General features: G+C 60.3%; 22 protein-coding genes, 1 tRNA gene and 1 pseudogene. 16 read left to right on the top strand and 8 right to left on the bottom strand.

The genetic code is table 11. The features are described 5' to 3' along the window. Window positions 1-33: 33 nt before the first annotated feature. Together BMX27_RS07390 and BMX27_RS07385 are read right to left on the bottom strand one after the other, a co-directional pair. Window positions 34-657, bottom strand: coding sequence for a class I SAM-dependent methyltransferase (locus BMX27_RS07390; RefSeq protein ID WP_090159249.1), 624 nt, complete (start codon window positions 655-657; stop codon window positions 34-36). Then, on the bottom strand, window positions 657-2,195 hold the full coding sequence (locus tag BMX27_RS07385; protein ID WP_090159248.1) for a helicase HerA-like domain-containing protein: 1,539 nt from the start codon (window positions 2,193-2,195) through the stop codon (window positions 657-659). Before BMX27_RS07385 ends, BMX27_RS07390 begins: the two co-directional genes overlap by 1 nt. 323 nt (window positions 2,196-2,518) lie before the next feature. Between BMX27_RS07385 and BMX27_RS07380 the strand changes: the two genes are divergently transcribed. After that, the gene (locus tag BMX27_RS07380; protein WP_090159247.1) at window positions 2,519-3,115 is read left to right on the top strand and encodes an invasion associated locus B family protein; all 597 of its coding nucleotides are present in this window, start codon (window positions 2,519-2,521) and stop codon (window positions 3,113-3,115) included. A 61-nt stretch (window positions 3,116-3,176) separates the two neighbouring features. Here BMX27_RS07380 and BMX27_RS07375 read toward each other — a convergent pair whose 3' ends face one another. Genes BMX27_RS07375 through BMX27_RS07360 form a run of 4 tightly spaced genes read right to left on the bottom strand, consistent with a single transcriptional unit; the run spans window position 3,177 to window position 7,398 of the window. Beyond that, a complete protein-coding gene (locus tag BMX27_RS07375; RefSeq protein ID WP_090159246.1) occupies window positions 3,177-4,379 on the bottom strand; it encodes a beta-ketoacyl-[acyl-carrier-protein] synthase family protein in 1,203 nt (400 codons plus the stop codon). A gap of 5 nt (window positions 4,380-4,384) precedes the next feature. Beyond that, on the bottom strand, window positions 4,385-4,669 hold the full coding sequence (locus BMX27_RS07370; protein ID WP_090159245.1) for an acyl carrier protein: 285 nt from the start codon (window positions 4,667-4,669) through the stop codon (window positions 4,385-4,387). A gap of 3 nt (window positions 4,670-4,672) precedes the next feature. Next, window positions 4,673-5,767, bottom strand: a complete 1,095-nt coding sequence (locus BMX27_RS07365; protein ID WP_090159244.1) for a UDP-3-O-(3-hydroxymyristoyl)glucosamine N-acyltransferase — start codon at window positions 5,765-5,767, stop codon at window positions 4,673-4,675. Window positions 5,768-5,799: 32 nt separating this feature from the next. Beyond that, window positions 5,800-7,398, bottom strand: a complete 1,599-nt coding sequence (locus BMX27_RS07360; RefSeq protein WP_090159624.1) for a L,D-transpeptidase family protein — start codon at window positions 7,396-7,398, stop codon at window positions 5,800-5,802. Window positions 7,399-7,733: 335 nt separating this feature from the next. On the opposite strand from BMX27_RS07360, the gene BMX27_RS07355 reads away from it, so the two are divergent. The 15 genes from BMX27_RS07355 (at window position 7,734) to BMX27_RS07290 (ending at window position 20,359) form a co-directional block, all read left to right on the top strand. Then, window positions 7,734-8,303 carry a YcbK family protein gene (locus BMX27_RS07355; protein ID WP_090159623.1) on the top strand — a complete coding sequence of 190 codons (570 nt, stop codon included), beginning with the start codon at window positions 7,734-7,736 and terminating at the stop codon, window positions 8,301-8,303. Window positions 8,304-8,396: 93 nt separating this feature from the next. Next, window positions 8,397-8,470, top strand: a tRNA-Gly gene (locus BMX27_RS07350). Window positions 8,471-8,763: 293 nt separating this feature from the next. Next, window positions 8,764-8,940, top strand: a complete 177-nt coding sequence (locus BMX27_RS16835; protein ID WP_177172679.1) for a hypothetical protein — start codon at window positions 8,764-8,766, stop codon at window positions 8,938-8,940. A gap of 285 nt (window positions 8,941-9,225) precedes the next feature. After that, on the top strand, window positions 9,226-10,224 hold the full coding sequence (locus BMX27_RS07345) for an ABC transporter substrate-binding protein (protein ID WP_256212432.1): 999 nt from the start codon (window positions 9,226-9,228) through the stop codon (window positions 10,222-10,224). Continuing rightward, window positions 10,221-11,258: a FecCD family ABC transporter permease gene (locus BMX27_RS07340; RefSeq protein WP_090159242.1), complete on the top strand. Its 1,038-nt coding sequence runs from the start codon at window positions 10,221-10,223 to the stop codon at window positions 11,256-11,258. Before BMX27_RS07345 ends, BMX27_RS07340 begins: the two co-directional genes overlap by 4 nt. Further along, on the top strand, window positions 11,255-12,019 hold the full coding sequence (locus tag BMX27_RS07335; protein WP_090159241.1) for an ABC transporter ATP-binding protein: 765 nt from the start codon (window positions 11,255-11,257) through the stop codon (window positions 12,017-12,019). The genes BMX27_RS07340 and BMX27_RS07335 overlap by 4 nt, the downstream gene beginning before the upstream one ends. 73 nt (window positions 12,020-12,092) lie before the next feature. After that, entirely contained in the window at window positions 12,093-12,995 is a 903-nt protein-coding gene (locus BMX27_RS07330; protein ID WP_090159240.1) for a DMT family transporter, read from the top strand. Between the two features lie 193 nt (window positions 12,996-13,188). Further along, a complete protein-coding gene (locus BMX27_RS07325; protein ID WP_090159239.1) occupies window positions 13,189-14,106 on the top strand; it encodes a LysR substrate-binding domain-containing protein in 918 nt (305 codons plus the stop codon). 223 nt (window positions 14,107-14,329) lie between these two features. Next, on the top strand, window positions 14,330-15,715 hold the full coding sequence (locus BMX27_RS07320) for an NAD(P)H-dependent oxidoreductase (RefSeq protein ID WP_090159238.1): 1,386 nt from the start codon (window positions 14,330-14,332) through the stop codon (window positions 15,713-15,715). Further along, window positions 15,712-16,005: a putative quinol monooxygenase gene (locus tag BMX27_RS07315; protein WP_090159237.1), complete on the top strand. Its 294-nt coding sequence runs from the start codon at window positions 15,712-15,714 to the stop codon at window positions 16,003-16,005. The genes BMX27_RS07320 and BMX27_RS07315 overlap by 4 nt, the downstream gene beginning before the upstream one ends. After that, window positions 16,002-16,916 carry an NAD(P)-dependent oxidoreductase gene (locus BMX27_RS07310; protein ID WP_090159236.1) on the top strand — a complete coding sequence of 305 codons (915 nt, stop codon included), beginning with the start codon at window positions 16,002-16,004 and terminating at the stop codon, window positions 16,914-16,916. The genes BMX27_RS07315 and BMX27_RS07310 overlap by 4 nt, the downstream gene beginning before the upstream one ends. A 25-nt stretch (window positions 16,917-16,941) precedes the next feature. Beyond that, the gene (locus BMX27_RS07305) at window positions 16,942-17,961 is read left to right on the top strand and encodes a DctP family TRAP transporter solute-binding subunit (RefSeq protein WP_090159235.1); all 1,020 of its coding nucleotides are present in this window, start codon (window positions 16,942-16,944) and stop codon (window positions 17,959-17,961) included. Between the two features lie 69 nt (window positions 17,962-18,030). Beyond that, window positions 18,031-18,519 (top strand): TRAP transporter small permease, encoded by a 489-nt coding sequence (locus BMX27_RS07300; protein ID WP_177172678.1) that lies wholly within the window; start codon window positions 18,031-18,033, stop codon window positions 18,517-18,519. After that, window positions 18,516-19,787, top strand: coding sequence for a TRAP transporter large permease (locus BMX27_RS07295; protein WP_090159233.1), 1,272 nt, complete (start codon window positions 18,516-18,518; stop codon window positions 19,785-19,787). The genes BMX27_RS07300 and BMX27_RS07295 overlap by 4 nt, the downstream gene beginning before the upstream one ends. After that, window positions 19,763-20,359 carry a gluconokinase gene (locus BMX27_RS07290; RefSeq protein ID WP_218144652.1) on the top strand — a complete coding sequence of 199 codons (597 nt, stop codon included), beginning with the start codon at window positions 19,763-19,765 and terminating at the stop codon, window positions 20,357-20,359. Before BMX27_RS07295 ends, BMX27_RS07290 begins: the two co-directional genes overlap by 25 nt. 194 nt (window positions 20,360-20,553) lie before the next feature. On the opposite strand, the pseudogene BMX27_RS07285 reads toward BMX27_RS07290, so the two are convergent. Together BMX27_RS07285 and BMX27_RS07275 are read right to left on the bottom strand one after the other, a co-directional pair. After that, a pseudogene (locus BMX27_RS07285) lies at window positions 20,554-21,678 on the bottom strand (IS3 family transposase). A gap of 458 nt (window positions 21,679-22,136) precedes the next feature. Continuing rightward, window positions 22,137-22,619, bottom strand: a complete 483-nt coding sequence (locus BMX27_RS07275; RefSeq protein ID WP_090159231.1) for a hypothetical protein — start codon at window positions 22,617-22,619, stop codon at window positions 22,137-22,139. Between the last annotated feature and the right edge of the window lie 69 nt (window positions 22,620-22,688).

The following is a 22,688-nucleotide window of genomic DNA, read 5'->3' as shown; positions in this document are numbered from 1 at the left end:
CCAGGCAGATGGTCCGACCTTTGGGTCAATCCGTCAGATGCGGCGTGCAACGATATAGTGGCGCGGTGGGCGCGTAGGCTGAACATCTGCGGCGACGATATCAAATCCAGCAGCCCTGACCCTGTTTTCCAGACGCTCCGCAGTGAAAAAATGGACATTGGACGGTGCCTTGCCCAGACGCTTCATCGGCCACATGATCAACTTGAGTGCTGACCAAAGCCCGCCAAGACATGGCGTTTTCGAAATGAACAGGCCACCCGCTGGCAATATTTGATGTATCTGACGCAGGCCAGCGTCCAGATCGGGCAGCAAATGCAGCAGACTGAAACACAAAACGACGTCGGCGTTTTCGTGCGAAAACCCCGCGAGGTCTGCCACGCGGTAATCGATGTTGTCGGGGCCGTTTTCAGTGTCCTGCAGTTTGCGCGCATGCCCGATCATTGCGCTGGACAGATCGGTCGCCGTCAGATGACCGACATGCGGGGCCAGCCTGCGGGCGGTCATGCCCGACCCGCACCCAATCTCTATCGCGCGCATGTCCTTTGACAGATAGGGGATCGTGCGGCACAATCCTTCTTCGTAGGCATCCATATCAGCGATCGGATCGCTGATGTATTTGTCCGCCGCGCGATCCCAGAATGTTTTGTCATCGACCATCAGCGACCCTTGAACAATCCGCCCAGAATGCCGCGCACGATACGACGACCGGTGGTGCCCTTCAGTTCCTTGACCACGACCGATGCGATGGCCCCTCCAAAACCGCCGTCATCCTTGGCCCGGCGCGAGGTTGACCGCCCGGTCTGCTTACCTTCGTAGCGACGCGCCATCTTGAATTCGCGTTCTTGCGCTTCGGCCTTTTCCTCGGCCGCTTCGGCTTCTGCTGCGGCCTTGGCCGCGTCGTCGGCGCGCTTGCTCAGCATCTCGAACGCGCTGTCGCGGTCCACTGCAGTGCTGTATTTTGCGTGCATCGGGTTCTGACCCATCATCACGGCGCGCGTGCTGGGATCAATGGGGCCCAGTTGCGACGACGGCGGGCGGATCAGCGTCCGCTCGACGATCATCGGGGCGCCTTTAGGGTCCAGCATCGACGTCACGGCCTCGCCGGTGCCGACCTGCTGGATCGCCTCTGCCGTGTCGAATGCGGGATTTTGACGATAGGTTTCAGCCGCCTTTTGCAGGGCCTTGCGGTCGCGTTCGGTAAATGACCGCAGGGCGTGCTGCACGCGGTTTCCCAACTGCCCCAGCACATCATCCGGCACATCGTCGGGGTTCTGCGTGATGAAATAGACGCCAACCCCCTTGGACCGGATCAGGCGTGCGACCTGTTCGACCTTGTCCACCAGCGCCTTGGGTGCGTCGTCGAACAGCAGGTGCGCCTCGTCAAAGAAAAACACCAGTTTGGGTTTGTCCGGGTTGCCGACCTCCGGCAGTTCCTCGAACAGTTCCGACAACAGCCACAGCAGGAACGTGGCATAAAGCGCGGGTGACGCCATCAGCCGGTCAGCCGCCAGAATGTTGATCATGCCGCGCCCGTCATCGGCACAGCGGATAATGTCCGACAATTCCAGCGCGGGTTCACCGAACAACTGGTTGCCGCCCTGATTTTCCAGCACCAGCAATTGCCGCTGGATCGCGCCCACCGAGGACGCGGCCACATTGCCATAGCGCAGCGACAGATCCTTGGCATTCTGCCCAACCCAGACCAGCAGCGCCTGCAGATCCTTGAGGTCCAGCAGCGGCAGCCCCTCTTCGTCGGCCACGCGGAATGCGACGTTCATCACGCCTTCCTGCACGTCGGTCAGACCCAGCAGACGGCTGAGCAGCAGCGGACCCATTTCCGCGACGGTCGCCCGGATCGGGTGGCCCTGTTCCCCCAGCAGGTCCCAGAACGTGACCGGAAAGGCGCTGTATTGAAGGTCCAGACCGATGGTTTCGGACCGCTTCATAAAGGGTTCGTGCAGCTTGAAATCGGCTGATCCGCTGACAGCAAGGCCCGACAGATCGCCCTTGACGTCGGACAGGAACACCGGGACGCCCGCGGCGGAAAATCCTTCGGCCAGAATTTGCAGCGTGACAGTCTTGCCGGTCCCGGTGGCGCCCGCGATCAGGCCATGGCGATTGGCCTTGTCCAGCAACAACTCCTGCGGCACGGCATAGTTTTCACCACCACCCCCGATGAAAATACGATCCGTCATATCAACCCCCAAAGCGTTCTTTCGCAGCGAAACTCTATGCGCCCGGTGCGCCTGATAAAAGCCTCAAACCGGGGTCGGTTCGATTTGCCGACTTGGCAACGGGACCCAATGCCGCGCCCCACCATTTTCGCGTTGACGCAACAGAAAGCTTGCCATAGCGTTCGGTCAATTCGTCGGCAACGTCCGGCAGGGAGAACGGAAAAGGGTCCTTTGCGGGGCCCTTTTTTGTTGTCGGCGGCGCTGCGTATGGTCTTAAATTTGTCACTGACAGTCCTGCGGTTGCATGCTACGTCAGGGCCAAATTCTATACCAAGAGGTATCCGATGTTCGAAACGACCAAGACAACGCTGCTGGCACTGCTGGTTGCCGCCGCGCCGCTGGCTGCCGCCGCACAGACCACAGAAGAAACCCCCGCGACGGACACCCCAGCCGAGGCGCCCGCAGCCGAGGCACCTGCAGTAGAAGAACTGCGCATCGGACAACCCTACATCCGCGAAGAGTTCAACGATTGGTCGCTGCGCTGTCTGAAGGCCGAAGAAGGCACCGATCCCTGCCAGCTGTATCAACTGTTGATGGACGACGACGGCAATGCCGTGGCCGAGGTCAGCACCTTTCCCTTGCCCGCCGGAGGAGAGGCTGCAGCTGGCGCGACTTTCGTCGTGCCGCTTGAAACGCTTTTGACCCAGAACCTGCGCGTCACGATCGACAGCAACGAACCCAAGGTCTATCCGTTCACGTTCTGCAACCAGGCCGGATGCGTGGCACGTGTCGGGTTCACCGCACAAGAGGTCAACCAGCTCAAGCGTGGCAGCAATGCCGTCGTGCGCATGGTGCCTGCCGCTGCACCTGACCAAGAGGTTGTTCTGGACATGTCGCTGTCGGGTTTCACAGCCGGTTTTGACAGCGTCGATCAGCAGTAATCACTGACGCACATCTGCGACCGGGCCGCCCGCCACCGTGCAGGGCGGCCTTTTTCATGCCTCAGGCGCGCGTCAGGGCCACCACCGCATTCAATCCGCCGAATGCAAAGGCATTGGACAGCACCGCGGACACATCGGCCCTACGTGCCGTATTGGCGACGATATCCAGATCGCAGTCGGGGTCAGCCGCACGGTGGTTGACCGTGGGCGCGATCACCCCTTCGGTCAGGGCCATCAGGCAGGCCAGCAACTCGACGGCGCCTGCGGCACCGATCAAATGGCCGTGCATGGATTTGGTCGATGACATCAACAGGTTACGGGCGTGGTCGCCGAACACCTCTTGGACCGCTGCACATTCGGTCCTGTCATTCGCCGCAGTCCCGGTGCCATGGGCATTGATATAGCCCACCTGCGCAGGGGTCAGCCCGGCATCGGCCATCGCACCGCGCATCGCGCGTGCGGCACCGTCCTGGCTGGGGCTCACGATATCGCCCGCATCAGAGGTGGCGGCAAATCCCGCAACCTCGGCCATGATCGTCGCACCGCGGGCCAGCGCGTGATCCCGGTCCTCGAACACAAACACTGCGGCCCCTTCGCCCTGCACCATCCCGGTCCGGTCCGCCGAAAACGGGCGGCATGTGTCGCGCGCCATGACGCGCAGTCCTTCCCAGGCCTTGATCCCGCCAAAACACAGCATGGCCTCGGCCCCGCCGGTCAGCATGACGTCGGCCTGCCCTGCGCGGATCGTGGCCAATGCCTGCCCCATCGCATGATTGGAGGACGCGCAGGCCGTCGACACGGTCGTTACCGGTCCGCGCAGACCGTGTGTCATCGACAGATGACTGGCTGCGGCATTTGCCATCAGGCGCGGCACGATGAACGGATGAACACGGTCGCGGCCCGCCTCATAGACAGCGCGGTAATTGTCATCAAGCGTGTTCAGACCGCCCCCCGACGTGCCCAGCACCACACCGGCTCGGTCAGGATCAAAATCGACCAGCCTTGCTTGTGTAACGGCCTGCGCGCCCGCGATCAGCGCGAACTGGGTGAACCTGTCGTACAGCGCCAACTGCTGCTTGGTGAAATGGTCGGCTTCGTCGTAGTCGCGCACCTGCGCACCGATCCTGACCTGCAGGCGGTCAACATCACGAATATCCAACGGCCCGATGGCGCAGATCCCTGCCCGCATCGCTTTCTGTGTTGCGGCGACCGATGCGCCCAGCGGGTTGATCGTGCCCGCCCCGGTAATGACGACCCGCCGCACCCCCGTCAGCCCGGCCGCTGGATCAGATCCTCGACCGCGGCCACGATGGACCGCACCGAGGACACGTCAAACCCGCTGTCCTGCGGCGCGTTTGCATTGAACGGCACGGCAATGTCGAATGTTTCTTCGATGGCGAAAATCGTCTCGACCACACCCATGCTGTCCAGACCGAGACTGTCCAACGTGTCGTCCATGCTCACATCGGCCCTATCCAACAAGGCTTGATCGGCAAGGATCTGGATAATCCGGTCTGCAACAGTCTGATCGTATTGCATCTGCCGCTCTGACATGGCTCAGCCCGCCTCGCCCGGATTGGTCAGGCGGGCACGCAGGTCCGCCACGATTTTTTGCAATTGCGGCAGACCGCGCAGCGCCTTTTGCTGTGCGCGATGGTCCGGCATGTCCAGCGCCGGACTGCCCATGACAAAGGCACCGTCGGGGAAATCGGAATACACGTTTGCCCCGCCCCCCATCACCACATCATTTCCAAGGGTCACATGGTCCTTGGTCCCGACCTTGCCGGCAAAGACGCAGCGGTCGCCAAAGGTGCCGGACCCCGCAAGACCCACGTGACCGCAGACGATACAATCCTCGCCCACCACGCAATTGTGGCCGATGTGCACTTGGTTATCGATCTTGGTCCCGCGACCGATCCGGGTGGGTCTGATGGTGCCAGCGTCAATCGTCGAATTAGACCCGACCTCGACATCGTCCCCCAGCACGACCCCACCCAGCGAATGAATCCGGTGGCGCGTGCCGTCCTGCGGCGGAGTGAGCGGCGTCCGCCCCATCGTCTTTATCGCGCGTTCCTCGTTGGCGAGGTCGGTGGTCACATAGGAAAATCCGTCGGACCCGATCACCGCATTGGGCTGGGTGATGACACGCGCACCCAGATGGCAGTCGCGGCCGATGCGCGTGCCCGCCCCCAGCCAGCACCCAGCCCCAAGGGTCGCGCGGTCACCGATACTGACATGGCTGTCGATGCGGCACCCGTCGCCCAGTGCGACACCCGACCCGATCACCACGAATGGTCCGATATGCACATCCGCGCCGATCTGCGCCGCAGGATCAATGACGGCCGTAGGATGTATGCCCGTCCCCGTAGGACGCGGATCAAAGGCCTGCGTCAACTGCGCCATGGCAAGGCGTGCCCGTGGCACCGTAATCGCCGCCGCAAGGCCAAGATCGTCCAGATCCGCCCCGTCCCAGACAATCGCCGCGCGCGCCTGACTTGCGCGCAGCGCATCGGCATAGGCCTTGGACATCGCAAGTGCGAGGTCATCAGGACCAGCGCTGCCCGGCTCGGCGGGGCGTTGCACCACCAGTGCCGTGTTGCCATGCGCCGTGGTCCCGAGGGCCTGCGCGATTTCGGCGATCGTCAGGGGCATGTCATCCTCCGCAGCGGGTGTCTGACGTTGATTTAGCCCTGCACCGCCCGGATCGCTACCCCCTCGCGGGCCAAAGCGTCCCAGATCTTGGCGTCGCGCCCGTAAATATCGTTCCGGAACTGCAACTTGCCCGTCACATGGGTAAATGCGGTGCGATAGACGATGTGCACCGGCACGGGTTCGTTCAGGTTCACCCGGCTCTCTGCACCTGTCGCAAGCCGCGCCTGAAAGAAGCCTTCGGGATCGCTCTCTTGTTTTGCAAGCAATGCATAGGCGAAATCGAACGGATCGTTCAGGCGGATGCAGCCGTGGCTAAAGGCACGCACGGACCGGCTGAACAGGTTCTTGGCCGGGGTGTCGTGCAGATAGATGTTGTACTGGTTGGGAAACATGAACTTGACCAGTCCGAGTGCGTTGCGGGGGCTGGGCCCCTGACGCATCGAGTAGGGAAAGCTGCGTTCGGTATAGGCACTGGCATTGACCGCACCGCGCGGCACCACGCGCCCGCTACGGTCGGTGACGTCCAGATGGCTGACGGCATTGGCGTTGCGCTGCAGCTGCGGCAGATATTCCCCCACCACGATGGAACGCGGCACGTACCAGCTGGGATTGATCACCATGAATTCCATCACATCGGAAAATTCAGGTGTGCGGCGATCCATGTCCTGCGCCCCGATGACCGACCGCGTCGAGAACGTGGTCCGGTCATTGTCCATGATGGCGGCGGTGAAATCGGTCAGGTTGACCCAGATGTGACGCGCGCCACGCGGCCGGTTGATCCAGCGTTCGCGCTCCATAGCAACGATCACGGACTGCATCCGCCGTTCCATGGAAACGTTGATCTGGGACATGGTGCCTTCACCCGCCACACCGTCAACGGCAAGTCCCATCGCCTGCTGAAAACGCTGCACGCCAGCCTGAATGGTGCTGTCATAGGTTTGGGTCGCCGTGCGTTCGAGGTGCCCCATGGCAACCAGGCGATCCCGCAGTGCCACGACCGCAGCACCCGAGGCACCGGGTGCCAGGCTGTCGGCGGGAACACTTGGGCCATAGCCACCCTGGGCCAGCTGGCGTTCCATGCGCAGCTTTTCGGTCATCAAACGTGCGTATTCAGGGCTACTGGGCGGCAACGACCGCAGAAACGCCGCCGGGTTCGACCGGACAAAGGCGTCAATCGTTCCCGCACGCGACCGCAGCGGGACTTCGCGTTTGATCAGCGGCACAACATTTGCAGGCGTCAGGATACCGGTCTGCACATCGCGGGCATACTGCAAAAAGATCTGGCTCAGCCGGACTTCCATCTGGCCTTGCTGTGCGGGCTCCTGTGCGGCGCGCAGCTCTGCCATCAGCTGGTCGGCGTCATAGGTCGACGCTGGCAATCCATGCGCGGGCGCATCGGCCAGCGCTGCCAGCAATGCGTTGCGGCGCTGTTTCGCGGCGTTGTCCGACCCGGTCCAGATCCCCTGAAAATCGCGCGCACGGTAAAACGCGGCAAGGTCCGCATCCCGGGCTGCGGATTCAGCAACAGCTTGGCGGAATGCCGTCACCTGTGCCTGCGCCAGTGTCGGCAGACTGAACAGTAACACGACAAGGACACCCGCGACAGCGGCGGCGCGCGAAACAAGAGGCATGAACCCCACGGGCAGTGCGTTTGACAAGAGTTTTCCCCGGACTTGACGTGACGCCCCGTCAACAGGGCTTTGTCAGACTTGTCCGGTCTCGGAGTCACCCTGTCCACTGATATTGGCGACAATACGCCGCCTTTCGCATCCCTGTTGCATCTGGGCCGCGACACGCAAACCATGGAATCACGGGTTCGTGCGCGAAAATTTGCCGAGATGTGGCAAAATTATGGAACAATTTCAGAGGGGGCTTGGTCCGTTCAGACAACTGTGCAACACAGTCCGGGTATCTGATGATCGTTAGCGTGGATCAACCGCGCATCGGCAGACTGGGACAGGTGATTATGGGAACGAACAGCTCTTCGGGCATGACCCGGCGTGGACTACTCGGTGCGTTTGCTGCAACAGCGCTGACAGCGGCACCGACATATTCCAACGCAGCAGGATTTCTGCGCGGTGGCGGCGACATCCGCAGGATCAAGATGTATTCTGGGCGCACGGGCGAACGTCTGGACACCATCTATTGGATCGAAGGCCAGTACATCGGCGAGGCCATCAACGAGATCAACGTCTTCATGCGTGACTGGCGCAACGGCAAGACGATCAACATCGACACCCGCACGGTCGACATCATGGCGGCCGCCCATCGTCTGCTGGATGCGAACGAACCCTACATGCTGCTGTCGGGCTACCGGTCACCGGAAACCAACACGATGTTGCGCAGCAAATCGTCTGGCGTTGCCCGCAATTCCCTCCATCTCAAGGGTCAGGCCGCGGATCTGCGCCTCTCCAGCCGGTCCGTGCGACAGATCGCACAGGCAGCGGCGTCCTGCCGCGCAGGCGGTGTCGGTCGTTATTCCGGTTCGGATTTCGTCCATATGGATTGCGGCGACGTGCGCACCTGGGGCAGCTGATCCAGCTCTCTCCCCCCTGAAACAAAGCGCCTTCGGGCGCTTTTTTCATGCCCACTTGCAGCAGCACCGGACCGCGTGTAAGCACTGATTTGCGCGGGTATGGTGAAAAGGTATCACGAAAGCTTCCCAAGCTTCAGTTACGGGTTCGATTCCCGTTACCCGCTCCAACGAATCACGCAACGTACTGTAAATTCAATAATATTTACGTCAGACTGACGCCTACCCGCCCAAAAACCCGCCATAAGAATTACTCTTGAAAGCGATTGCTTTCACCGGTGTGATGCAAGCTTGCTGGTGCGGCGCGCCATACGGCTGACGGCAACCGCGACCCCGTCGCTTACGGCCCCAAGCTGCCGTTAGAGCGCAAGCCTTTTTGCTACAGTGCAGCATCGTAAAGCGGTCGTTTGAAGTTCCCGGTTAAAGATGCAATTCAAACAAGGAACCAGGAGGAGATCGACTTATGGCCAAGCTGAAAAAGACAGACGTCTTTACAACTGCACAACCACGATCCGAAACACCGCTCGAAAGAACCGCACGTGCATCGAAGGAAATCACCGACGCAGAAGCAAAAGAACGCGAAGAGAAAACTGTGCGTCTTCGAACGGCCCGTCACGACAGCGAGGCAGGTGATGCATAGTTCAATGTTCGAGTGACTTTAACCAAACTTTTCCTGCGGAATTGACCGACGATCAGTAAGCGGGCTTTTTTGGCTGTTGGGCACATGGCGCTTCCGGCCCAGAGCCGCTGTTGAAAGTTCATCCGGCGACTGTCCGCTCAGAAGGTATTCGGCCGCGTTTGCACACTCACATGTATCGAAACGGAATTCTTGACAAAAATACATTGATATTGCTTTCAGGCACCACTAAGGATTTCCGACAGAAACAGTCAACAATTAGGTGGCACCATGTCGGACAGATCAGTCATGGCGATTACAATCGCAGCTTCAACCTTATTTGGCCATTCGGCTCAGGCTCAGGCTCAGGCGAACTTTCCCCTGACAATTGAGAACTGCGGGCAGTCGGTCACTTTTGAGGCACCGCCGCAAAATGCGGTCGCGCTCGGCCAAAACAGCGCCGAGATCATGCTGATGCTGGGGCTCGAAGATCGCATGGCCGCCACAGCGTTCTGGCCAAACACGGTGCTGCCCGAACTGGCCGAGGCGAATGGCAAGGTTGAGCTTCTGACGGTCGAATTTCCCTCGCTGGAGACGGTGTTGTCGGTGCAGCCCGACTTCGTCGCGGCAATGCTGGTCACCCTCATGGGGCCTGACAGCAAGGTCGCCAAACGCGAAGATTTCGAAAATCTGGGCATTCCCACCTACCTGTCGCCAAGCGCTTGTTCAGTGACGGAGGTTTCAACCGACATCTACGGTGCCCGTTCCGAACTCTGGACGATGGAACAGCTTTACAAGGAAATCGACGACCTGTCGCGGATCTTTGATGTCGCGGATCGCGGTGAGACCGTGATTGCGGATCTCAAGGCGCGCGAGGCAGCCCTGCACGGGCGCTTCGAGGACCGCGACGACCTGACCTTGCTGTTCTGGTTCTCCAGCCCCTCCCCCGAAGACGACGCATACCTCGCCGGAGGCAACGGTCCGTCGACCTACATCGCAGATCTTCTGGGCGGCTCGAACGCGGTCAAGGCCCCGTCCGAATGGCCGACCCTCGGCTGGGAAGGCATCATGGCGACCGACCCCACCGTGATCGTCGCCGCGCAGGTCGACCGCAAGCGCTGGAGCCTCGACGAAGCTCGGAACAAGATCGCCTTTCTTGAATCTGATCCGATCGTCAGCCAGATGGAGGCCGTGCGGAAAGGGCGGATTGTTGTGATGCCCGGCGCTGCGACCAATGCCAGCATCCAGACGCTCTATGGGGCCGAGGAGGTCGCCGCGCAACTCGAGGCGCTTGATCTGTCGAAATGAGCATAGGCGTCATAGATCGCGAAATTGTGCGGCTTGGGCTGCTGACGCTAGTTTCAGCCACGGTTCTGGCTTTCGCCGTCGCCTTCGCGACAGCCATCGGTGACTATACAATCAGTCTAGGCACCGTGTCGCTCGCTATTGGTAACGGTCTCGGCCTGACCGCAGCCGAGCTGCCGCCCATCGAGGAAAGCGTGGTCTGGGACCTGCGGCTGAGCCGGGCGCTTGTCGCTGCATTCGCGGGGGCGGGGCTGGCGCTTTGCGGCGCGATCCTTCAGGCGCTGTTGCGCAATCCACTGGCAGAACCCTTTGTGCTGGGTATCTCGGCGGGTGCCTCGACGGGTGCGGTCTGCGTGATCATCCTTGGCATCGGCGCGGGCAGCCTCACGCTTTCCGCTGGGGCATTTGCCGGGGCCTTCGCAGCTTTCGGCGTGGTGGCGCTCTTGTCAAACGGCGCGACGAGCGGGCCGAACCACACGATCCTCGCTGGCGTCGCCGCTTCGCAACTCTTCAACGCGCTGACCTCATACATCGTGACGACTTCCGGGAATGCCGAACAGGCGCGCAACGTCATGTTCTGGCTTCTGGGCAGCTTCGGCGGCGCGCGCTGGCCCGACGTCCAGCTCCTCGCGGTGGTGGTGCCGCTTGGCCTCGTGCTCTGCGTCACCATGGCCCGCGCCCTCGACGCCTTCACCTTCGGAGACGAAGACGCTGCCGCCCTTGGCGTGTCGGTGGGGCGCATCCGTCTTACGCTTTTTGCGGTGACGGCGGTGATGACGGCCACCATCGTCAGCATGGTCGGCGCCATCGGTTTCGTGGGCTTGGTTGTCCCCCACGCCGCGCGATATCTCGTGGGGCCGATGCACATGCGGCTGCTGCCCGCTTGCGCCGTGATCGGGGCGATTTTCATGGTGACCGCGGACATCGTCAGCCGCGTAATCGTGGCGCAGCAGACGGTTCCCATCGGCGTCGTCACTGCTCTTGTCGGCGTACCGTTCTTCGCGATCATCCTTTACCGCGCGAGGCCGCAGACATGAGCGTTGTGGCACATAACCTCAGCTGGGGCGTGAAGCGCAAGACCATCGTCTCGGACGTGTCGCTGACGGTCGGGCCCGGCGAGACGCTTGGCTTGATCGGTCCGAACGGGTCGGGAAAATCCTCGCTGTTGCGGCTCCTGGCGGGACTGCGCCGTCCCGCTTCGGGCAGGGTTGAGATCAACGAGCAGGATATCGCGCAGGTCCCGCGCAAAGCGCTGTCACGGCAGGTGGCGTTCGTGCAGCAAAGCGCCGAGACCGACACAAATGTCGCCGTGGCCGATGTGGTGCGCCTTGGGCGGACCCCGCACCGGTCGGCGCTTAGCGGTTGGTCCGAGGCCGATGAGACAGCGGTGCGCGGAGCGCTGGCCCGCGTCGACATGACATCGCGCAGCGCCCAGGCGTGGCAGACCCTGTCCGGAGGAGAGCGGCAGCGTGTCCACATCGCGCGCGCGCTGGCGCAGGTACCGCAGGTGATGTTCCTCGACGAGCCGACCAACCATCTCGACATTCATCACCAGATCGAGATCCTGCGCATGGTCCGGGACCTGGACTTGACCAGCGTCATCGCCCTGCACGACCTTAACCTCGCCGCGATGTTCTGCGACCGTATCGTTGTCCTGCAAGAGGGGTCTGTTTGCGCTTGCGGGACACCCCAGGCCGTACTGACACGTGATATTCTGCACGACGTGTTTCGCGTCACGGCACAAATAGAGGGATCGGCGGATGCCGGTCGTCCACATATCCGCTACAGCGCAGGTTAAGACATTTTGGAGAGAGCCAGATGACACAGTTTGCCGAGGCGCGCACTGTCGTGCGCGCAAAGCGATCGTGAGTATGCCGTTACCCCAGGCGCCCGCGCTGCCCTTTTCGCCTAACGAGGCGCTCGGGGTCACCCTGCGTATTCTGTCGACCCTTGCGTTTGCCCTGATGGGCGTTTGCGTGAAAGCGCTTGGTGATGCTGTCCCGCTCGGACAGGTGGTATTCTTTCGCTCAGCGATCGCCCTTTTGCCACTTGGTTTGTACATGTGGTGGCGTGGCGATTGGCCCCATGGCCTACGCACCGCGCGACCATTCGGCCATATCTGGCGCTGTCTTATGGGTGCCGCAGCGATGTTCACCTCTTTCGCGACGATCCGCCTGTTGCCTCTTGCCGAAGCGACGATGCTCTCCTACCTCGCGCCGGTCATGCTTGCCGTTCTGGCTTGGGCACTTCTAAAAGAGCACATGACCGCGCGGCGGATCGTCGGGGTAGCCCTCGGCCTCGCAGGTGCGGCGGCCTTCTGCCTGCCAGCCTTCTCGGGCGCACTGCCCGATGCAGGCGGCCTCGGGGTCTTTCTCGGTCTTCTGACAGCCGCGCTAACCGCTGGCGCGATGGTACAGGTACGCCGTCTCACCCTACTTGGTGAAGGCGCGGGCACCATCGCTTTCTACTTCGCCGTCGTCTGCGCCCTTTGCGGCCTTTCGACGCTTCCTTGGGGCTGGGCTTGGCCAAGTACGGTCGGCCTGATGTTGTTGATCGCCACTGGCCTCGCGGGCGGGCTCGCCCATATCTTCATGACGTTGTCCTTCCGCCATGCCGACGCCTCCGCACTGGCACCGTTCGAATACCTTTCCGTGCTTTGGGCCATGACGCTTGGCTTTTTATTCTTCGCAGAGGTGCCGGGATTGGCCTTCTTGCTTGCAGGTCCGCTGGTTCTGATGGGAGCCGCTATCGCCCGGCCTCCAACAGCGAAGTAACGCCCACGCCATGAAAATGCTGGACCACCCGATTGGGGCACTCCATATCAGCAAATAGGACTTACCAAGCATTCCATAGAAGCCTGTTCTTTCAACAAGCTCAATTTTTTCCTGAGGACCTTAGATAATCCCGCACTCCTATTAGAAAAACTATAACGATAGTGCAGACACTTTATATTCAAAGGTAAAGACGCTGATACCGTTTCGCGCAATTTCTGTCTTTCATCAAGTTGCCACGCTGAACTCAGTCAGTGCGGCAGCTGAACAATTGTGCGTCACGCCCTCGGCAGTCAGCCAACAGATCCGTCTACTGGAGGAACAGATCGGCACGGCGCTGATTGTGCGGGTCGGGCGTCGGATCAAGCTGACCGAAGATGGAGAGCGATATTTCGAGCTGATCGCCGATCAGGTCGAGACCATCACAGCGGCGACCCGGCAAATGCAGGGAGCCAAGACGGCGACGCGGCTGACCATCCGCACCACGCCCACGGTGTCTACCAAATGGCTGCTGTCGCGACTGCCACAGTTTCTGCAGGCCAATCCCGATATCGACGTCCGCCTTGACGGCACCAACGAGCCGACGGATTTCAACCGAGATCATGTCGATCTGGATATCCGCCACGGCACCGGGCGGTGGCCGGGCCTGCATGTGGAACCCCTTGCGGTAGAACGGTTCCTGCCGGTCTGTGCACCTCACTTGGCGGCACCCTTCTCTCTCGACCCTGATCAGGTTCGTGGGTTCCGCATGATCAGGTCGGTGAAGGCGCAGGTCCAATGGGAAAAATGGTTTGCGTACCTTGGCCTGAAGGACGACGGGATCAAAAGCCAGCTTTTGTTCGATCGATCACACATGGCAGTCGATGCGGCGGTGTTGGGGATGGGCATGGCGCTGGAAAGCGATCTGATGATGGGGCAGGACCTGAAGGACGGACGTCTTGTCGTCCCGGTGCGGACCCCGCCCGAGATGCTGGTCACGACCCAGTGGCTGGTCTGTCCGCACACCCACATGCGGCGCAGCCGTGTGCGAACCTTCTTTGACTGGATCAGGGCAGAGGCGGCGCACTGGCAGGCCGAGAATGGGCACTCCGTCGCGGGCGAGCAAAGTATGTAGCACAGCTACACAATCGATCTGAAAAGTTAAATTGTGCTTGCCGACTATTTTCGCGATCTTGCCTGTATAGGACGCAAAGGTCGTCCGCACGGTGGGGGGAGACACTGCGGCGCATGACGCCGTTTCAGCACGGTCGCTGCGGCGACGCGCTGCCCCCTTTCCGCGATGTGATTGATGCAGGCAACGCGGCAATGCGCCCTGCCCTACAGACGGAGACAGGTCGATGAATCTTAATTCCATGCTCGCAGAGCGCAACGCCGGTGGTCGCCCGATCCGCGTCGGGCTAATCGGCGCCGGCAAGTTCGGCTCGATGGTGCTGGCGCAGGCACGCAAGATCGAAGGTTACCATATCGTTGCGGTGGCCGACCTTGACGTCGGCAAGGTCCGGACCTCGCTGAACCGCACGGGATGGGAGGCTGAGGAATATGCTGCCACGTCCTTTGGTGATGCGATGAGCACCGGACGCACCTTCGTGACTGACGACGCCAAGGCGCTTTGCGATTTCGAAGGCATCGAGTGCGTAATCGAGGCGACGGGACATCCGCTGGCCGGCACGCGCCACGCGCTGATGGCGATCGAAGGGATGAAGCACATCGTCATGGTCAACGTTGAGGCGGACGTCATGTGCGGGCCCCTGCTGGGCAAAATGGCGCGCGACAAGGGGCTGATCTATTCCATGGCGTACGGCGACCAGCCTGCCTTCATGTGCGAGTTGGTTGACTGGGTTCGGTCCTGCGGGTTTGAGCTGACCTCCGCTGGCAAAGGCATGAATTTTCAACCAGAATATCGCTATTCGACCCCGGACACAGTCTGGGGCTACTTCGGCTGGTCGGATGAATTCGTGGCCAAGGGCGACTTCAATCCCAAGATGTACAACTCCTTTACCGACGGGACGAAGGCCGCGATCGAGATGGCGGCGGTCGCGAATGCAACCGGGCTGGAGTGTTCAGACAACGGCCTCGCATTCCCGCCGGCCGGGCTCCATGATCTGGCGCAGGTCTTCAAACCCGCGTCCGAAGGCGGCCGACTGGAACGTGGCAACATGATCGACATCGCCGCCAGCCAAGAACCCGACGGGCGCGAGGTCGTGAACAACATCCGCTATGGAATGTTCGTGACCTTCCGGGCGCCAGACGAATACACCAAGCAATGTTTCGAACAATACGGCCTGCTGACCGACAAGTCCGGGTGGTACGGTTCGATGTGGCGGCCCTTCCACCTGATCGGGCTAGAAACTTCTGTTTCCGTCATGTCCGCCGTCCTACGAGGAGAGCCTACCGGCACGTCCAAGATGTTTCAAGCCGACGCGGTCGCGACGGCGAAATCCGATCTGGAGGCGGGATCATACCTTGACGGTGAAGGCGGCTTTGCGACCTGGGCCAAGTCGATCTCTGCCGCGCATTCCACGGCGATCGACGCACTACCGATGGGTCTGGCGCATCACGTCAAACTGAAGAACCCGATCAAGCGCGACCAGATCGTCAAAATGTCGGACGTGGAATTCGTGGACGACCTTGACGTTGTGAACCTGCGAAAGGAGCAGGTTCGCACGATGGGACCGACCAGTGCCGGGGCTGCGTCGCCAGATCGTCAGAAGGCCGACGCATGACCCTGGTTGTCGTCCCCGAATTCCTGGTAACACCGGACAACTGCGCGGCCTTTCTGGCGGCCGCGCGGGCGGACGCCGAAGCCTCGGTCGCATCCGAGGACGGCTGCCTGCAGTTCGACGTGGTCGTGGACGACACCGTCGATCCGATCCGCGTGTTGTTTTACGAAGTCTACCGGGACGAGGCGGCCTTCAAGACTCATCTTGAAACGCCGCATCTTGCGGCATTCCGGGATGCATTGACCCTGTGCGATGAACAGCCAGTGCGGCGTTTCCTGCGGGTCGTGCCATGACTGTCGTCGCCGTCCTTGGCACTGGACTGATGGGTGCACCAATGGCCGCCAATCTGGCCCGTGCCGGTCACGATGTCCGGCTTTGGAACCGTGATCCAGCCAAGGCGCAAGCCATCGGCCATGGCGCTAGGGTCCTCGCCTCGCCGCAAGAGGCCGTGGCGGAGGCTGACGCTGTGATCTGCATGCTGTCATCGGGCCCTGTTTGCAAGGCGGTCCTTTTCGGTGACACCGAAAAGCCCGGCGCGGCGCAGGCCATGTCCAATGGTGCCCTGCTGATCGTCATGTCCTCGATCTCTCACACCGAGGCGTTAGAGATGTCAAAGAGGTCGCAGGCATCGGGATTGCGTTGGATCGATGCTCCGGTGTCGGGCGGCACGCTGGCAGCACGGGACGGCCACCTATCGATCATGGCCGGCGGCGCGGATGACGTGGTGGAGGCCGCGACACTCCTTTTGTCAGCCATGGGCACCGTCACCCACATCGGCCCGGCTGGTGCAGGCGCGCTGTGCAAGCTTGCCAATCAAATGCTAGTCGCCTCTACCATCGCTGCAGTGTCCGAATGCCTCCTTATGGCTCGCACGGGTGGTGCTGACCCTGCCCGCGTGCGCACCGCCCTGCTGGGCGGCTTTGCCGGATCGCGCATCATGCAAGAACACGGTGCCCGCATGGTCGCCGGAGACTTCGCCCCCGGCGGCCCAGCCAAATATCAAGTTAAGGATACCAAGGCCGCGCTGGAGGTTGCGCGCGACTTGGGTTTGACCTTGCCTGTCCTGAGTCTCGTGGATTCGTTGTTCGAAAGCCTCGTCACACATGGCGGTGCAGACCTTGACCATTCCGCGCTGATCCTGGAGCTGGAACGCCGCAACGCCACACCGTTGCCCGACAGGGTGCGACTGTCCACAACTCACTGAAACGTCAAACTGGGAGGAGACCCGAATGACACAACCGATCACCCGCCGCAGCCTGATGCAAAGCGCCGCAGCCATTGCAACCGTAGCGTCGCTGATGACCGCAACCGCCGCCCATGCGGAAACGCAACTCCGCTTGGCCGTACCCGATCCTGCGACCAGTTCTGTGGGTCAGGCTGCAAGCCGCTTTGCCGAACTTGTGACCGAAAAGACTGGCGGAGAGGTCACCTTTCAGGTGTTTCCCGACGGCATCCTGTATGGCAAGGACCAGAACGCCGCGATCAATCAGCTTGGGTCCGGTGCGCTGGACGGCTTGATCTTGGCCAGCTCTGTCTACGCCAGTTTCGAACCTGCGATGAATGCGATCTCTCTGCCCTACTTGTTTGCGGACTACGATCAGCTGCAGGCCTATCTGTCAGGCGCGCCCGGCGACACGCTTCTTGCATCGCTAGACCGGCTCGACATCCACGGATTGGGTTTCTTTCTGCGGACTTTCCGCAACGTGACGGCTCGCGACACCGTCATCACAAAAGCAGAGGATTTCAACGACCTGACCCTGCGGACCCCGAACAACCCGCTATTCGTATCCTTGTTCGATGCGCTTGGCGCGAACCCCACGCCTATGGCGTTCTCGGAGGTCTATTCCGCACTGCAACTCAAGGCGATCGACGGTCAAGAAAACCCCGTTGAAGTGCCGTGGAACAATCGGTTCTACGAAGTGCAGGGTCAGTTGAACATGACACAGCACTTGGCCGATAGCTTCGTGCTGGCGCTGTCCAAGCAGTCATGGGACAAGATCCCCGCCGAATTCCATGACGCCGTACAGGCCGCCGCAGACGAGATGATTGCCGAACACGACGCGCAGGAGATCGCGCAAGAAACCGACATCATCGCCAAGCTTGAAGAGGCCGGCATGCAGGTCAACCGCTTTGAGGCGGGCGAGCTGGAGAAGGTGCAGGAGATCGCACGCGGCATCTATCCGCAGTTTGAAGAGCAGATCGGCACGGACTTCATGCAGACAAGTCTGGACTTCGTCGCGCAGAACTGACCGATGAGGCCTGGTGCGGGTGCCGCACCGGGCCACAGGCTCCCCCCCAACGCATTTGTGGAGGCTGCAATGCGCTCTATCGACACCGCGCTCTGGCGTCTGGTTGACGGCATTCTGATGATTGCTGTTCTTGGAATGGTCTTCCTTATCGGTCTTCAGGTTGTCTCTCGTCTGATAGGCAATTCTTTGCCATGGACCGAGGAGCTGTCGCGTTTCTTTTTCATCTGGACGATCTGGCTGGGCCTTGCAGCCGGATTTCGCGGTGGACAGCACCCGCGCGTCACCGTCCTATCGGATCTGCTGCCCGCTGCATGGGCGCGCAGAGCGCTGAATTTGCTGGCCGCCGGTGCCGCAGCCCTGTTGTTCATCATCGTCACGCGGCATGGCTGGGACTTGATGTGGCAACAGATCAGGTTCGGTGAAACGTCCGCCATTCTGCAAATCGGGATGTGGGTTGCAACTTTGCCAATCGTGCTGGGCAGTGGTCTGGCCGTGATGGGGGCCATGATCCACGGCCTTTTCCCCGAAGATTATGCCACGATCGGGGATGCGCAATGAGCCTCACGCTTCTGGGCGTTTTCGCCGTGCTCGCCGGTCTTGGCGTCCCTTTGTCGGTGGCGCTGGGTCTCGGCACCGTCGCAGCGATGTATCAATATGCCTTGCCAATGTCGATGCTGACGCAGTCACTTGCCACCTCGATCAACTCCTTTCTTCTGATCGCCGTCCCACTGTTCATCCTGGCTGGACAGATCATGGAACGCGGTGGTCTGTCCGAACGCATCTTCGACGCGGCAGAAGCTGTCGTGGGTAGGTTCCGCGGCGGTCTGGGCAACGTCAATATCGTTTCGTCCTTCGTCTTTGGTGGGATCTCCGGATCGTCCGTAGCAGATATCGCAAGTCTCGGGCCAATCACGATCCGGTCCATGACATCTCGCGGGTATCCACTTCCTTATTCAGCGGCCCTGACGCTGATCACCGCCACACTTGCAACGCTCGTGCCACCATCCATCCTGATTATCGTCGCGGCCTCGGCATCCGGCCTTTCGGTCGGTTCGGCCCTCGCAGGTGGACTTGGACCAGGCCTTCTGCTGGCCGTCGCTCTGGCGATGTACAATTACATCGTTTCGCGCAGGCACGGATATGGCGTCATCACCGGCTTTGACCGGGCAAAGTCCACCCGCGCATTCTTGCGTGCGCTACCGTCGGTGGGCGCACCTATCATCATCCTGACAGGCATGTTCTCGGGCATCGTTACTCCGACGGAAGCCGCCGGATTGGCTGTGATTTACACCCTGCTGGTCGCAGGGCTGGTGCACCGAGAGATCGGATGGCATGACCTCTTCGTCTTAGCGATCCGCGCGGGACAGCTGGCCGGAACCGTGTTGCTGATCCTGATGGTCGCATCCGCCGCCACGTTCATCTTCACGGTGGATATGCTGCCGCAAAAGGCGTCCGGTGTTCTGGCGGGCTTTACCGGTTCACCCTTCCTCACCCTCCTGCTGATGGGTCTGGTGTTCCTGATCGTAGGCATGTTGATGGATATCGTCGCGGCGGCCCTGATGCTTATCCCTGTCCTGATGCCTGCGGCGATTAGCGCGGGCATTGACTCGATGCATTTTCTAATCTTCATGGTGACGTGCCTGGCGGTAGGTCTCGCCTCGCCGCCTGTGGGTACCTGCCTCTTTGCGACGGCCCATGTCTCGAAGGTTCCGACGGAACGTCTGGTGGTGGCAACGATGCCATTCTACGCGATCAACCTCGTCGTTCTGGTCCTCGTCGCCGCCTTTCCGCAGATCATCATGTGGCCGATCTGGATAATGACATGACGGGGAGAGCCAATGATCTGCACCGGATCGTCATCATGGGGGTCAGCGGGTGCGGCAAATCAACGGTGGGTCAGGCACTCGCGCATACGTTGGGAGCGCTCTACCTTGAAGGCGACGACTTGCACCCCCCGGGAAATATTGCCGCGATGTCAGCGGGGCAGCCGTTGACGGATGAGATGCGCGCTCCCTGGCTTGATCGAATCAGAGATGCGATGGACCAGCTGGTCAACGAGGGCCACATGGTCATCGCCGGATGTTCGGCTTTACGGCGCATCTACCGCGAACGTCTCGCACAGACCGGGCCAGTCTTCTATGTTCATTTGGCGTTGTCTCCGGCAGTGGCTCATGAACGTATAGCTAACAGACTAAGGCATTTCATGCCAGCGTCACTGTCCGTCAGTCAAGCGCGCGCGCTGGAGCCGCTGTACAATGACGAGCAAGGCATTACGCTGGATGCAGGCAGCGATCTACCCGAAATTGTCGAGCAAGTTCTGCTAGCGCTTAAATCTAGCCCTGATCCTGAACCAAAGCGATTCCCTATCGACAGTGGGCCGTTTTCAAATCGGGGCTGATCAGAATGTGTTGATTTCCCCCCAGAAGTGACCCGGGTAGCGGCATAATTTCCATTGAGAATTGACCCATGTGACCCTTCCCCCAGCGGCATGCGCAGCGGGGGACATTGGAGTGATACACATGGGACTTTTGAACATCATCCGACGTATGGCTTGGTAATCCTCCCGTTTTTAACGGGACTTGGTCGTAGAACTTACGCAGCCATTTTCAGTTTCATTGCAGGCGTGATGCCGCCGATGCCCATGTTCGGGCGGTCGTTGTTGTTCAAGATGAGATCATGAACGCCACTGGTTCAAGAGAATGATCGAATGAGCCACTGGGTGGCAAAATGCTGGGCCTCCTCGATGCTGTTGATGATGTATTGGTCCAGCCATTCGTGCCGGACGGTGCGGTTGTAGCGCTCGATGTAGGCGTTCTGTTGTGGCTGACCCGGCTGGATGTGGGCCAAGTTGATGCCTTGCTCTTCGGCCCATTCCAGCAGCGCATGACTGATGTATTCCGGGCCGTTGTCCACGCGGATGGTCTTTGGCTTGCCCCGCCACGCGATGATATTGTTCAGGCTGCGGATGACCCGCTCGGCCGGCAGGGAAAAATCCACCTCGATCCCCAGACCTTCGCGGTTGAAGTCATCCAGCACGTTCAGCAGCCGGAAGGCCCGACCGTCCTCGAGCCGATCTGCCATAAAATCCATCGACCATGTCACGTTCGGCCTTTCGGGCACGGCCAGAGCGTCCGGCACTTCCCGCTTCAGGCGCTTGCGCGGCTTGATCCGCAGGTTCAGCTCCAAGGCGCAGTAGATCCGGTAGACGCGTTTGTGGTTCCAGGGATGCCCTTTGACATTGCGCAGATGCAGGAAACACAGCCCAAATCCCCATGTCTTGCGGGCGTCAGTCAGGCCGACCAGTAGATCGGCGATCAGCTCGTTCTCGTCACTGAGCAAAGGGCTGTAGCGATAGCACGTCTCGCTCACGCCAAACGCCCGGCACGCGAGTGCGACGCTGACCCCTCGATGCTTTACTGCCTTCGCGGCCATCTCGCGTCGCTGAGATGGCCCTGTCACTTTTTTCCAAGGGCTTCCTTCAGCAAGTCGGCCTGCATGCTCAGATCCGCAAACATGCGCTTCAGACGGCGGTTCTCGTCCTCCAGGCTCTTCATCTGGCTGATCATGGACGCACCCATGCCGCCATACTTCGCCCGCCATTTATAAGGACGCCGTGCTCATGCCGTGCTCTCGGCAAAGCTCAGCCACCGGCACGCCGCCTTCCGCCTGACGCAGGATCGCAAGGATCTGGGGTTCGCTAAATCTCGTCATCTTCATCAGATTCTCCTCAGGTATCTTGCTGAGAAAATTCTACGTCCGCATCCCCTTAGTTTTGGGGAGGATTACCCACCAAAGCGGTCGTTCGTGCTTCGCGCAGCATTTTTCGACGGTTATGCGGACCTTTCTGCCGTTCGCTGCACCCGCTCAGTCACCGCTGGGTCCGGGCAAGCCCCGAGAGGAAGGGCGGAAAGCGGTCATTCGCTGCGTGCGCGACGGCACCCCGCCCACCTCGATGAACCGGACATTCAGGTGGCCTTGGCACTCACCCCTCTGGACAACAAGAACGGCGGAAAACAGTCGTTCGCTGCACTCCGGATGAATGACCGCGATGCGGAGGAAGCGGACGACAAGCATACCCTATTTTCATTGAGTGTCCTCCAGCCGCGTCCGAAAAAGAAAATTCCTGAATTGATTCCAATTTCCTGTAGCGCGGGCCTTTGGCGTCTGGGCCCATCCTATTCATCATGCGTCAACTCACATTCTACCGTTGCAAAGTCGATCGCTTTCCGAATACAGCCTTCCGTTCCGACAATAACTGACATGTCAGACGTATGATAAATTCCAGCTTTCCTAAACAGTTGGCGAACACGTGATGCTTCAGCGCTGTCGATAATGCCGATCTTGTGGAAATATCCTTCCACGAGATCAGTCTGAAAGGCGAGGTCAGGGAAAAACTTGTCCGTTACGTTCACTCCGTGGTTATCCAAAATATTTCTCGGATTTACGATTTGAAAGTTGCCCGGAATGAGGTTTGAAATCTCCGTTGATGAAGCTGCAAGGTCATAGGCGTCGATTTCGGCTCTAAAAACTGAGTGAACGTGAGCTTCATTCAACCGTCGCTTGAATATTTTGATTATCCTGCCCACAGCTTTGTCGGCGAATATTACGCCATATGCACCTTCGTCTAAGTAATGACCTGCTCCCCAGAGAGTCCTCATTTATGAGTTAGCTCTGTTCAGGTTTTGGTCTTCGTTTGACCGGTTAGCATATTCGCGCGGTGTCAGGCC

This window comes from Loktanella sp. DSM 29012 (assembly GCF_900110705.1).
Lineage (GTDB): Bacteria > Pseudomonadota > Alphaproteobacteria > Rhodobacterales > Rhodobacteraceae > Loktanella > Loktanella gaetbuli.
This window is presented reverse-complemented; position numbering and strand designations above follow the sequence as displayed.